The organism is Streptomyces sp. AgN23, from assembly GCF_001598115.1.
GTDB classification, from domain to species: domain Bacteria; phylum Actinomycetota; class Actinomycetes; order Streptomycetales; family Streptomycetaceae; genus Streptomyces; species Streptomyces antimycoticus.
In genome coordinates this window covers 7,415,930-7,429,125 of the sequence record NZ_CP007153.1, presented here as the reverse complement: position 1 = coordinate 7,429,125, position 13,196 = coordinate 7,415,930, and the positions used below count along the sequence as shown (strand labels likewise).

Annotated in this window: 10 protein-coding genes; 3 read left to right on the top strand and 7 right to left on the bottom strand. The window is 69.0% G+C overall.

Annotated features, from left to right (window positions below; genetic code table 11):
• Positions 1–131: 131 nt before the first annotated feature.
• From AS97_RS32395 to eccB, 7 genes are all read right to left on the bottom strand, one after another.
• On the bottom strand, positions 132–1,316 hold the full coding sequence (locus AS97_RS32395) for a S8 family serine peptidase (RefSeq protein ID WP_236669862.1): 1,185 nt from the start codon (positions 1,314–1,316) through the stop codon (positions 132–134).
• A gap of 91 nt (positions 1,317–1,407) precedes the next feature.
• On the bottom strand, positions 1,408–2,940 hold the full coding sequence (locus AS97_RS32390) for a hypothetical protein (protein ID WP_086708577.1): 1,533 nt from the start codon (positions 2,938–2,940) through the stop codon (positions 1,408–1,410).
• Positions 2,941–2,962: 22 nt separating this feature from the next.
• Positions 2,963–3,445, bottom strand: coding sequence for a hypothetical protein (locus tag AS97_RS32385; RefSeq protein WP_059147046.1), 483 nt, complete (start codon positions 3,443–3,445; stop codon positions 2,963–2,965).
• A gap of 116 nt (positions 3,446–3,561) precedes the next feature.
• Positions 3,562–3,843: a WXG100 family type VII secretion target gene (locus AS97_RS32380; protein ID WP_059147047.1), complete on the bottom strand. Its 282-nt coding sequence runs from the start codon at positions 3,841–3,843 to the stop codon at positions 3,562–3,564.
• Between the two features lie 42 nt (positions 3,844–3,885).
• Complete coding sequence (locus tag AS97_RS32375; protein ID WP_059147048.1) at positions 3,886–4,224, bottom strand: WXG100 family type VII secretion target; 339 nt, start codon at positions 4,222–4,224, stop codon at positions 3,886–3,888.
• A 198-nt stretch (positions 4,225–4,422) separates the two neighbouring features.
• Positions 4,423–5,670 (bottom strand): type VII secretion-associated serine protease mycosin, encoded by a 1,248-nt coding sequence (mycP, locus tag AS97_RS32370; RefSeq protein WP_107119322.1) that lies wholly within the window; start codon positions 5,668–5,670, stop codon positions 4,423–4,425.
• 17 nt (positions 5,671–5,687) lie between these two features.
• Positions 5,688–7,259, bottom strand: coding sequence for a type VII secretion protein EccB (gene eccB / locus AS97_RS32365; RefSeq protein WP_086708579.1), 1,572 nt, complete (start codon positions 7,257–7,259; stop codon positions 5,688–5,690).
• 173 nt (positions 7,260–7,432) lie between these two features.
• Between eccB and eccE the strand changes: the two genes are divergently transcribed.
• From eccE to AS97_RS32350, 3 genes are all read left to right on the top strand, one after another.
• Positions 7,433–8,680: a type VII secretion protein EccE gene (eccE, locus tag AS97_RS32360; protein WP_086708580.1), complete on the top strand. Its 1,248-nt coding sequence runs from the start codon at positions 7,433–7,435 to the stop codon at positions 8,678–8,680.
• Positions 8,681–8,772: 92 nt separating this feature from the next.
• The gene (locus AS97_RS32355) at positions 8,773–9,528 is read left to right on the top strand and encodes a hypothetical protein (RefSeq protein WP_086708581.1); all 756 of its coding nucleotides are present in this window, start codon (positions 8,773–8,775) and stop codon (positions 9,526–9,528) included.
• 268 nt (positions 9,529–9,796) lie between these two features.
• Positions 9,797–13,159 carry an SCO5717 family growth-regulating ATPase gene (locus tag AS97_RS32350; RefSeq protein WP_210566122.1) on the top strand — a complete coding sequence of 1,121 codons (3,363 nt, stop codon included), beginning with the start codon at positions 9,797–9,799 and terminating at the stop codon, positions 13,157–13,159.
• Positions 13,160–13,196: the final 37 nt, after the last annotated feature.

The window sequence follows — 13,196 nt, the reverse complement described above, 5'->3', positions numbered from 1 at the left end:
GCGACTTCGTCAATGAGCTGGGCCGCACGCTAGCATCCCGGCGCGCGATCTCGACCGATGGCCGCAGGAATTGTGGCCGTGCACCCCTTGGGTAACGATTTCAACACAGGCGGATTCCGTGAGCGGCCGCATCACGAAGCGCGCCTTCGGCGGAGGAACAGGAAGAGCCCGCCCCCCACCACGACCACGGCACCCACGATCCAGAGCAGGGGACTTGCACCGTCATCGCCGCCCTCGGACGCTTCGCTCTCGGACGAGCCGCTCTGCGGTGAGGCGGACGCGGATCGGCTCTGCGACGAGGAGGGGGACGACGGGCCGCCGGCCTGCGCGGGCACCAGGGGGTTGGTGTCGGCCGAGCCCGGGCTGCCCTTGTTCTCGAGGACGTTGTAGCGCGGGCGGATCGTGCCGTAACCGATGTAGCGGCTGGGAATCTTGCCCTCGGTGGGCTTTCCGGCGGTCTCCATCATGACGCGGAGCACCTGATTACCGTTCCACTTCGGGTGCTTGGCCCAGATGAGCGCGGCGGCGCCGGAGGCGATCGCCGTGGCCTGGCTGGTGCCCCAGCTGCGGCAATAGCCGGCCTTGCCGATGCAGCGGATCGGAATGTCCTTGCCCGGCGCGGCAAGAGTGACGAACGACCCGTGGTTGGAAAACTTGGTCGCCGTCAATGACGAGTCGACGGCGCTCACCCCAGCCACACCCTTGTTGGCCGCGGGGTAGGTGATGTCGTTCGATGTCTCACCGTCGTTGCCCGAACCGGCGAGGAGCAGTTTGCCGCGGCTCACCGCGTAGTCGACCGCCTTCTGCAGCTTGCCCAGCTCGGTCTTGTTGACCTGGTAGTACGGAAAGGCCAGCGACATGTTGATGATCTGCGCATCGCTGTCCGCCGCATAGCGAATGGCGTTGATGAGGCCCGGGATGCTATTGGTTCCCGACTCCTTCGTCGAGCCGAATACCGTGAGCGGCAGAATGCGCGCATCCGGAGCGAGGCCCTTGATGCCCTGGCCGCCGGCTCCGTTTCCGGCGATGAGCATGGAAATGGCCGTGCCGTGCCCGTCCGGGTCCGTACGGGCGTCCTTGCTCGGTTCCACGAGGTTCTTGCCCTCGAGCACCTTCCCCTTGAGCTCCGGGGCTGACGTGTCGACTCCGGAGTCGAGGACCGCGACCGTGATGCCCTTACCGGTGCTGACCTTCCACATGCTTTCCGCCTGCATGCGGTCCAGATACCACTGGCGCTCCCGCATGGTCTCCGCCGTGGCGGCGGGGGCGATCAGCCCCATGATGGCGAGCAAGGACGCGAGCAGCGAGATGATCACTGTCGTCCGGCTCCGGACCTGGTTGAGCGTTGTTTCCATATCGCCTGTTCGTCCTGTGCTCGCCATCATCCGTGGCCTCTGCTGAAGGGTTTTACCCGATCACGGGAGGCACGGTGCCGCGTCGGCCCTCGTTCCAGGTCTCTTCGCCCTCGGTCAGCTGGTCGGGCGCCTCCCGGCCTTCCGCACGCTGCCTCTTCTGGCCCTCACCACGCCCCGATGCCGCCGCGCCCGGCACACCGGGCGCCCGTCCTTCGGCCGTCCCCCGGACCAGACCGCTCCCACCGGGGGTGAACTCGCCGCCGGTCCGCAGCTCGCTTGTGCGACGCGCCGTACCCTCGGCCCGGGTCGACGCCGAAGCTCCCCGGTTCGGACCGGCGCCGATGACACCTCCGGGCCGCCCGGCTGCGGGGAGACCGGGACCCGCGCCCTGACCCACCCGGCCCACAGGCCCGGCCGGCTCCCTGCCGATGACCGTCCCCCGGCTCTGCCGGGTGCCCTGGTTCGTGCCCGCCTGGTGGTTCTGCATACCGCCGACGATGCTCCTGTCGGCGCGCACCGGGTTGGTGGGCCGGCCGTTGATCTGCTCGGTCGGTCCGTTCGGCAGCCTGGAAGCGCTGATGGGGCCTTTGGTGCCGCCCGTCCCCACAGTGGGATTGACCTTGCCCACAGTGGGGCCGATCCTGCCCATATCGGATGTGGGCCTGACCGTTGGCGGGGGTGACACGGGCAGGCCCACGGGCCCGGGGCCGTCAGCGACCGGAGTCACCGGAGGCCCACCGTGGGTCGGAAGCTGCGGTGCGGTGGTGGTGGGCGGCGACGGCTTCACCGTGTCGATGTTGGTGTGCGTCGCGTCCGGAACGGTGACATGCCCCGGGTTCTCCGGGATCGACGGAGGGGTGACATGCCCCGGTGAGACATGCGCAGGCGAGAAATGCGCGGGCGAACCCGGAGTCACCGTGGACGGATCGGCCACCGGGTGCGTCGTCCCGACAGAGGCGGGTGCCGTGTGGACGGCGCCCGCGGAAACACTGGGCGAGCCATAGCTCTCCTGCCCACCGCCCACCGAGGTGTCGGGGATCATCTGGCTCGGCAGCGGCTTGAAGACCGGCTCATTCTCCTGGGAGCCCGCGATGGTCTCCTGCGACATCCTGTAGTACGAAGCCAGCTTGTACATCTGCGGAAGGGCCTCGTCGCGGGCCTTGTCCAGACCCTCCAGGCGCTTCTTTTCCTTCTCCTGGTCCGCGTAGCACACCTGCGAACCCGCCGGACGCTCCGGCATCGACTTCTTGACCTCGCTCAGCGCCTGGCCCGCGGTCTCCATGGCGGTGCCGACAGAGCCGGCGAAACTCGCGAGCTTCAGAGCCTGGTTGGCGAAGTCGTCGCCCCAGTTCCGGAACGCGTCGCCGCCCTCACCCTTCCAGGTGACCCGCCCGACGCGCTTCTTGAGCTCGTCACCGATCTTCTCGATCTCGGACTGCGCCTTCGTCAGGGCATTGCCGCGGCGAATGATCTCCTGCTCATCCGTACCTTCGACCATGGCGAGCATGTCCTCAAATGAGGCATGCTCGAAACTGGTGACGTTGTAGCACATCCTGAGCGGCGGCAGCTTGCTGGAATCGCCCATGATCCAATCCCCCGTTCACCCGTCACATGCCGTCGTGACCACTGCTCTTACCGCCGCCCGTCTCGGGGGCGTCGGGCTTGTCGTGGCCCTTCGGTTCGTGCTGTTTCTGATACTGCTCGTAGTAGCTCTTGGTGCGCTCCTGAATGGCCTTCAGGCGCTGCGCGTGCTCGTGGTCCACCGTCTGGTAGTCGCTGTCGGCCGCGCCCACCGTGATGCCCATCGCCTCCAGTTGCTCGCCCAGGGTCTGGGAGAGCAACTGCAGCCGTCCGTGCACGAGCTCGTACGCGCTCGCCAGCGACAGCGCCTCGGGAAAGTTCTGCCCGTAGGCGGTGGTGGTCACCTTCTGTTGGGAGATCTTGCCGTGCGCCGCGTCCGACTTGTCGAGATCGGTCAGAAGCCTGTCAACACGCTTCTTGAATTCCTGTAGAGACTCGGTGGGAGCGTCGAGGTCCGGCGAAGAAGGGGACTTAGCGGAGCCACCCCCGTCCGGCGCCAACTCAGCCATGAAGCACCTCCTTCAATACCTGGATGGCAGCACTTGTGGGTGCGGGGACACTCGGCCCGGGCCGAGTGTCCCCGCACCCACGAAACGACCGCAGGCTGTGCGCGCTACGTTTCTCGCTACGACGCGAACCGCTGGCCCTGACGATGGTCATTGGCCCTGTAGCCCTCCGTAGCCTCCAGCAGCTTCTTCGAGATGGTGAGGAGGGTGCTGTGCAGGTGGTCGACTCGCTGGTTCCACTCGTGCTGACGCTCGTTGAACGCGCGCTGGGCCTCACCGGTCCAGGACTCGGACACGCCCTTGACCTGCCTCATGATGGTGTCGAGGTCGGTCTTGAGCGTATTGGCCTCGTTCCTGACCATGTTCGAGGCTTCGACAACGCCTTCGTAGGTAATCTCCATTGAGCTACTCACTCCTGATGCGAGGCGGAAAGGTCACGAGGATCAAGAAGCGTGGAAGGAGCCGAGGATGCCGCTCTCCCCGCCTCCAACGCTGTTGATGTTCTTGAGCTGGTCGAGCTCCTCCTGGTCGAAACCGTCCCGGCTCGCCTTCACCAGTTCGCGGGTGAAGCTCAGCAACTGGTTCACCCGGCGGACGTCGTTGTTGACCTCCGTCTGGAGGTTGTTGTACGCACCCGCCGCGATGCCCTTCCAGTGACCCTCAACGTGGTCGATCACGCTGTTGAGCTTCCCGATCCGCTCGGTGAGCTGACCTTCCATCCAGTCGATGGCGCTCTCGAGGGTCTTGAAATCATGACCTTCTACGCGGAGCTTCTCCGCCATGGCACACCTTCCCCCATGAATCGGATGCGGTGGAACGACCGGTGCTCTGTGACCGTCCCGTGCGCATCGGACCAAAGCTGTCAAGGATCACTCTAGTCAGCATCCCCGTGTGCATGACCAACAAGTATCCGGTTGTTACACGGATGGGACGCCAGGGACAGCCGGGTGACGACAGGCGTCAAGCACCGCCGACGCCCCTCATGCGTCACGCCGACGACGCCAGTCACGCAGCACTACCGCACCGCCCGCGGTGATGCCCACGACCACCGCGCCCATGCCCAGAACGTACGTGGCCAGCCGCGTACGACGTTCCTGCGGGGTTTCGCCCAGGGTGAGGCGCCCGGGCTCGGGCTTCGGGACGTTCGCCGCCGAGCCGGTGTCCGCCGTGGGGTGCTCGATCTTCTTGTCATCGTCGGTGAGGGCCTTCACCGGATCGACTACGCCCCAACCGATGAACTGATCGCGGCCGTTGACGCCCCGCTCCGCGGTCTGCTCGATCTGGGCGATGACCTCCTGCCGCGACCAGTCGGGGTGCTTGGCGCGGATCAGGGCCGCCACTCCGGCCACATACGGGGCGGCGAAGCTGGTGCCGTTGTCCACGCACTGCCCGCCCTTGGGGACGGTGGAGACCATGTCGACGCCGGGTGCCGCGACACCGACGAAGTCGCCGCTCTGCGAGAAGTACGCGCGCTCGTTGTTGCGGTCGGAGGCGGCAACGGCGAGAACGCCGCGGTAGGACGCGGGATAGGTGCGCTTGGACTCACCGTTCGCACCGTCGTTGCCGGCGGCCGCGACCACGACCACGTCGTGCTGGACCGCATAGGCGGTCGCCTGCTCCAGATCGCTCTGCGAGAGGGCACCCTTGGTGTCCTGGGAGATGTTGATCACCCGGGCACCCTCGTGCACCGCCTTCCTGATGGCCTGTGCCATCTTCTGCGGTGTGCCCTTGCCCTCGGCGTTGTTCTGCTTGAGGGGAATGATCGTCGCCTCGGGGGCCAGACCCACGAAGCCGGTGCCCTGGCGCGGGCGGGCCGCGATGATGCCGGCGACCTTGGTCCCGTGCCCGACCTCGTCGACCGTCGGATCCTCGGCGAGTTTCCGTTCGTCCTTGGAGGCGTCCTTGACCGGAGGCAGGAAGTTTCCCCCACTCGCCTTGTCGACGGCGGTCTTCAGCTGGACGTTGCTGTCATCGACACCGGTGTCGATGACGGCGACCCGCACCGGCTCACCGTTCTTCTCCTTGCCCTTGGTGTCCTCCCAGAGGCGGTCGAACACCAAGCGCTGCAGCGACCAGGGCGTTCCCTTGATCTGCTTCTTCATCGGGAACGTGCACGCACCATTGCCGTCCAGCGAGAGCACGGCGGCGGACGGTCCGGCGCCGATGCCTGTGGCGGCGGCCAGACACGCCAGTGTCATCGCCGACGACAGGGCGGCCATGCGTCTCATGCGTGGCTGCTCCATGCTCACGAACCCTGCGGCTGTCGTGCGCTGTTGGTGTCCAGACGCGGCCCGACCGGCAGGAACTGGGACCAGTTGAGCGGCACCGGCACCGGCTTCACGTCTCCGTACCCCAGCCTGACCTGAGCCTTGTTCGCGGTTGTCTGCCCGCCGGACTGTGCGTCCTGCTGCGCGGAGGAGCCGGAACCGTCAGCACCGATCTTCGACTTTCCCGAGCTGCCGTCGTTGTTGGCCTGCACCTGGTAGCGCAGGCCGGTGTCGGTGACGAGGAAGACCTGGCCGGTGCTGGTCGCCCTCCCCTGGAACTGCCGGTAGAACAGGCCGGTCCCCGGCGTGACATACGCGCTGGTGGCACCGTCCACGATGGTCGCGGGGTAGTCCCGGCCCGCCCAGGTCTCGAGGGCGGGGGTGCCGTTGTCGGCCACGTTCGTGAGGATGCTGCACACCGTGTCCCTGGCCCCGCTCCCGCCCTCGGTGGAGTTCACCTGCTGCGGGGGCTCGGAGGGCCAGGTGGTGTCTCCGGCGAACACCGTGGAGTCGGAGACGAAGTCCTGTGGGTTGACCTGCATCGGCTTGCCGAGCTGATTGAGTCCGGCCAACTGCTCACTGCTCAGCAGCAACTCGGCGGTGAAGTCGGAGACCGGCTGCACCTTTCCCGGCACCACGACATAGTGCTGGACGCCGCCACCTGTCTGCGCCTGGAGCACCATGCCCACCTTGTTGGCCTTGTCCGGCAGGGAATCGACCCCGGCTGTGGTGTTCGGCTGCCCCGGCACCCGCGGAAACTCCACAGGCGCGCCGTCCTTCAGGGTGTCCAGCCAGTCGTCGGTCACCTGCTGGGGCTTGGCACCCTCCGAGAAGAGCGTCCGCAGCAACAGGTTGTACTGGCGGTCGGACATGCTCTCCTCGCCCTTGGGGCCACCGAGCAGGTACTTGGTGCCGGACGGGTCGACGAGGTAGCGGCCCCGCTTCCCCCGGACATACATCGCCTGGCTGCCATGCAGTCGCTGCGAGCCCTCGACCTTGGACGCCTCACGGCCGGCGAGGATGAAGACCGCCTTCTGCGCGGTCTTGTCCTCTCCGCCTCCCGGCTGCTCACAGACCACCCAGCGCTTCTGCTCGACGGCATCGTCAGCCGAGGGCATGCGGTCCGGGGCGTACGGAATTCCGATCGTGGGTCCGCGCGGAATATCGCCGTTGTCGAGCTGCGACTCCTTCACCCGGATGATGTCCGACTTGCCCTGGTCCAGCAGGAGTTTCGCCGAGGCGAGGTTGAGGACCGGGTGCAGCTGCTTCTTTCCACCGGTCTTGAGAATCACATAGCGGGTCGTCGAGTCGCTGCCGACGATGATGTGGGACGCGGTGTTGTCCCATCCCTTCGGCGCGGTCGGCCGGATCATGCCCCATGCGCCGAATCCGGCAAGGATCAGCGCCCCGACGATGACACCTGGGAGAAACGCGCGCAGCGGACGTGGCGCACCGTCGTCCATGACGGTGGGCGAGGGCTGCACGAACGAGGCAACCATCCGTTTCTTCGCAAAGGTGTAGGCATTGAGCTCGTCCCGCCGCGATGCCATGTCTCGTCCGCTTCTCCCCGTGTGATGGTGCAGTACGTACGCTCGGTCGCCGTAGGGAGATTACTCATCCGACCGGGTCACCCGACACCCGAGCCACCCTTCACGCGCCTTTCCGATACCGTAAACACACAATCGGTCACGACAACATCAGGAACAAGCGGGGGGTCTCCGGGATGAGCTCTGCCACCCATGTGCGTGCCGCCGTGCCGCGGCAGCCCTCACGCACGGCGAGCCTGGGCCCCCTACGGCTGTATCAGCTCGTGCTCATCGAGGTGGCCGCCGCGATCCTCGTCGTCGCCTGGACCGTCAACTCACTGCTGATGGTGCCCGCAGGGGTCATCGCTCTCGCGCTTGTGCTGCTCGCGGTGTTGCGGCGCAGGCAGCAGCCATTCGTCGACTGGCTCCTCGCCATCAGCGCGTTGCGCACCCGTCAGAAGCAGGCCAAGGGGCCGGTCCCGGCCGGAATCGACCCGTCCCTCGCGCCCGCCGTCGAATGCGATCCGGCACTGCGCACCTACGCGTATGTGGCTCGGGACCGCCGCGAGATCGGAATGATCGGCGACGGTACGTTCCTCACGGCGGTACTCCAGGTCCAGTCGACCGATGCTCCACTGCGGCCGATGCGCACCAAGCGACCGCTTCCGCTGTCGCTGCTGCAGGACGCGCTGGACGTGGACGGCATTCAGCTGGAGTCGGTGCAGGTGGTGCAGCACTCACAGACCGCGCCCGCCCCGCATCTGCCCGAACAGGCCGCGGCGGCACGCAGTTATGCCCCGCTGCAGGAGCAGGCCGGAGCACCCGCCGTCCGGTTGACCTGGGTGGCGCTCAAGCTGAATCCCGAGCTGTGTCCGGAGGCCATACGGGCGCGCGGCGGTGGCCTGGAAGGCGCTCAGCGGTCCCTGCTGCGCGCGGTTGACCAGCTGGCCAGTCGGCTGACCGGCGCCGGATTCTCGGCACGACCGCTGGCCGAGGGTGAACTCACCACGGCCCTCGCCACCTCGGCGTGCGTCAACCCGCATGCCACGACCCAGGCGGGGCGTGCGAGCACGCCGACGCGCCGGACGGTGGAGACCTCGCGAGCCTGGCGCTGCGACGACCGGTGGCACACCACCTACTGGGTGGGGCGCTGGCCGCAGATGGGCCCGGAATCGGTGCCGCTGCCGCAACTCGTGGCGCTGCTGACCTCCATGCCCGCCCTCGCGTCCACCTTCAGTCTGACCCTGACCCATGACGACGGCAGCCGTAACGCCTCCTCGGTCACCGGGCACATCAGGGTCACCGGACGCAGCGACACCGATCTGGTCACCGCCCGCAAGGCTTTGGAGCGCGCCGCGCGGGGAGTACGGGTCGGGCTGGTACGTCTCGACCGCGAGCAGTTGCCCGGTGTACTGGCGACGCTCCCGCTGGGAGGCACCCGCTGATGGCCACATCCGCCTTCTCCCCCGCCGCTTCTCCTTCCGGTCATGGAGCCGATCCGGATTCCGCCCCCGGAGCGGGTCTGGGATCCGGTCCCATGATTTCCGGTGCCGGCGCCCCCGGGGTGGCCGGTGACCCGGGCTCGGCACGCAGAACGCGTCCCGGTTTCGGACTCATCGGGCCCCGGCGCGGACGGCAGACACTGCCCCTGGAGGACATGGAGGCGCTGGCGCTGCCCATCGGCGACGACGGCGTCATCATCGGCGTGGACGAGCAGAACCAGCCCGCCGTCCTCGGCTTCAACCGCCCCGAGCCGTTCGACGTGGTCCTCGTCGGCGGTCTGTGGACCGCGCAGGTGCTGGCCTTCCGGGCGGCGGCCACCGGCGCCCGTATCGCCGTCGAGACCGGTCGGCCGCATCTGTGGACCAACCTGGTGCAGGTCGCGGGCGGCGGACAGCAGTGCATGACCATCTTCGATGTGGGCCGTGTGCCGCCGCAGGGGCCTTCGGTCGGCAGTCCGGTTCTGGTCGTCCGGGACTGCGGCATGCGCCCGCCACGGGGCCGGGTCTCCGCGTTGCCCTGGCAGTCGGTGCTGACTTTGCTGCCGTATCTGAGCCCGGTCGCGCCGCGGCTGCTCGAGCACGCCGGACTGGTCGGCATTCAGCGCGTTTCGCCGGACGAGGCCAAGGAGATAGGCCGCGTCATGGGCCTTCCGCAGGCCGATGTCGCGGCGCTGTCCACCCTTCCCGACTGGGTCACACTCTGGTGTACACGTACCGGACGGCAGTTCGTCACCGTGCAGGCAACGGATGCCGAGACGGGGCTGCTGGGATCTCCGCGTCGGGTGGACTGATACGGGTCAAAGCCTTCGGGGTTGGTCCGTCGTTGATCAACACCGCTCGAGAGCGGTCCACATCATGCCGTGGACCGCTTCGGGTGGCGGACGGGCCTGCCCTCGCGGCGCTCATGGTGATTAGTCTTGGGGTACCCGGTGGAGAACCTGTTCAGGGATCCCCGGCGACACAAAAGGGGAAAGCCGAACGGTCGGACGACAGTAGCGATCGGCAACAGATCGGCCTCGCCAAGATTTTCAAGGGTGTTCGACCACACCAGGAGGCATTGTGAGCAGCGATCGGGACGAGATCCGCACGGGCGGAAACACACCCGGCGATGATCGGTCCGACGCGGAGACCGAGCACACGGGCGAGTTCACCATCGACTACACCCCGCCCGCCTGGTACACGCAGAACGCTTCGTCGTCGTCCTCGCCGGCCTCCACGGCCCCCGCGTCGACCGGCGGTTCCGGAGGAATCGGGACGGGCTCCGGTGCGGGAGCGCCGAGCCCGCCGCCTCCGCCGCCCACGGGTCATCCTGTGTCCGTGCCGGGGGCGCCGGAGCCGAGTGGCTTCCCGGGTGCTTGGCCGCCGCCGACCGCGCCGCCCTCCGCCGATGTCACGCCGGACGCCTCCGAGGTGGAGGAGGTCCCCGCGCGGCGGGAGGACGAGGCCCGGTCGGAGGCGGAGGCGGAAGGGTCGGACGCGGGCATCCGCATGCCGTCTTTGCCCGACTCCGCGCCGGATTGGGGCAGTACGCCCGCGGCTGACGCCGTGACGGGTGGTGCCGCGTCGGACAACCCCGAGTCCGGACCCGAGCACCGAGAATCTTCGGCCGAGGCTTCCGAGGTCGAGGCGGAGTCCTCTGCGGCGGCTTCCGCTCCGGCTTCCTCCACCGCTTCCGCTCCCCTCGATGACGACTTCAACCTGGCGCCCGCCGCGGCCCCTCGGGACGACGTCCCTGAGCCCGCGCCCGAGTCCGAGTCCGAATCCCGCTCCTCCGAGCCCGCGTCCGGCTCCGATGAGAGCGACAACGGCGATGTGGTCAGCCACTCCACCGTGCGGTTCTCCACCGCCGCGCTGCGGCGCGAGGTGACCGAGAGGCGGAGTGAGGACTCCGAGGACTCCGAGGACTCCGAGGACTCCGAGGCTGGTCCCGATGCCAGTTCCGGTGCCGATCCCGGTTCCGGTTCTTCTTCCGGTTCTGGCTCTGGTTCTGGTTTTGCGTCCGGTTCCGGTGACGATTCCGGCTTCGCGGACACGGGCGGCCGTACCGACGACGATGTGCGCAGTGAGGGCACGCTGCGCTTCTCCACCGCCGAGCTGCGGCGTGAGATGGAGGAGCTGAGGCAGGCGACCGCCGAGCCCGAGGACGCGATCCCCGAGGACGCCGTGCCGCCGAGCGCGCCCTCCTCCGACCAGCCCGCCGCCGGCTGGGCTCCGCCGCCCGTTCCGCAGTCGGGGCTGCCGCCCCTGCCGCCGGACTTCCAACCCGCCGCGCCCGAGGACGCCGTACCGGCTCCGGGTCCCGCTCCGGTTCCGGAGCAGCGGACGGATGGGCCTGCCACCCCTGGCTCCGGCGTGCCCCTTCCGCCCCAGGGCACCTCCTGGGCGCCTCCCCCGCCCCAGACGCAGAGTCAGCCCGCTCAGCCCGGCCCCGCGGCGCCTGGGCCCGGGCCGCAGGGTGGATACGGCTATCCGCGTCCCGGCGAGGGCGCTCCCGGTGCGGTCCCCGGCCAGCCCGGTCCGGCCCCGCTGCCGGATCAGGTCCAGGGGGCACAGCCCCCGGCGGCCAACGTGCCTGGCCCGCACGGCGGTTATCAGCAGCCCGGCCCGGCCGTGCCGGGTCCCGGCCCGCAGGGGGCCCACTACGGCTATCCGCACCCCGGCGGCCAGCCGGCGCCCGGCCCGGCGGGTCAGGGGCAGGGGCAGGGGCAGGGCCAGGGGCCGATGCCCGTCCAGGGCGGCTACGGCTTCCCGCAGGCGCCCGCCCCGGACCAGCAGGGCCAGGGCCCGTATCAGCAGCCCCCCGCGCCCCACTACCCCACGCCCCAGCCGGGACAGGCCGAGCACCACGGACAGCCGGGACAGCCCGGCCGGCCGTTGTACCCGGGCCAGCCCGGTCAGCCTGCCCAGCCCGGTCAGCCCGGCCCGTACGCGCCGAACGGCCCCGTCCAGGGCCAGCCGCCGCATGACCCCCAGGGGCAGCAGTTCCCCGGGCAGCAGGGTCCGGCCGCGCAGGGCGGCTACGGCTTCCCGCGGCCCGGCGACGGCGTTCCAGGGCCGGGGCCGCAGCAGGGGCAACCGCACGACGGCTACGGCTATCCGCGTCCCGACGCCCACGCCGCCCCGGCGGCCCCCGCCGCCCCGGCCGACCCCCGCACCGGCGACTGGCCGACGGTCACGCCGGACCAGCGGCGCCAGGCCGGAGGCGCGGGGGCGCCGCTCGGGTACACCGCCGCGGTCGAGCTCTCCTCGGACCGGCTGATCAAGGGCAAGCAGAAGCCGAAGAAGAACACCCCCGGCCCCTCCCGCTTCAAGCTCGGCGGGAAGAAGGAGGAGGCGGAGCGGCAGCGCAAGCTGGAGCTGATCCGCACGCCGGTGCTCTCCTGCTACCGCATCGCGGTGATCAGCCTCAAGGGCGGTGTCGGCAAGACCACGACGACCACCGCTCTCGGCTCGACCCTGGCCATCGAGCGCCAGGACAAGGTCATCGCGATCGACGCCAACCCGGACGCGGGCACCCTCGGCCGGCGCGTGCGGCGGGAGACCGGTGCGACCATTCGCGACCTGGTCACCGCGATCCCGTATCTCAACAGCTACATGGACATCCGGCGGTTCACCTCACAGGCGCCGTCGGGGCTGGAGATCCTCGCCAACGACGTGGACCCGGCGGTCTCGACGACGTTCAACGACGACGACTACCGCAGCGTCATCGACGTCCTGGGCAAGCAGTACCCAATCATCCTCACCGACTCGGGCACGGGTCTGCTCTACAGCGCCATGCGCGGCGTCCTCGACCTCGCCGACCAGCTCATCATCATCTCCACGCCCTCCGTGGACGGTGCGAGCAGCGCCAGCACCACCCTCGACTGGCTGTCCGCGCACGGCTACGCGGATCTGGTCTCGCGGAGCATCACCGTGATCTCCGGAGTCCGGGAGACCGGAAAGATGATCAAGGTCGAGGACATCGTGTCCCACTTCGAGACCCGCTGCCGCGGGGTGATCGTCGTGCCGTTCGACGAGCATCTGTCGGCGGGCGCCGAGGTGGACCTGGACATGATGCGGCCCAAGACCCGTGAGGCGTACTTCAACCTCTCGGCCATGGTCGCGGAGGACTTCACCCGCGCCCAGCAGGAGCAGGGTCTGTGGACGGGCGACGGCGCGGCTCAGCCGCCGCAGGTGGCCCCGCCGATGCCCGGCCAGGCCCAGCAGCCCTACCCCGGCCAGCAGCCCTATCCGGGCGCCTACGCGCCTCAGCAGGGCCAGCAGCCGCAGTACCCCGGATACCCGCAGCAAGGCGGTCAGCCGGGCTGGCAGCAGTCCTACGGGCAGGGGCAGCAGCCGCAGCCCGGACAGCCGTGGCAGCAGATCCAGCCCGGACAGCCGGAGCAGCCCTGGCAGCAGCAGCCCCCCGGGCCGCAGCAGTAGCAGACGGAAGCGATGCGCCCCGTGGGCCCGGATCACC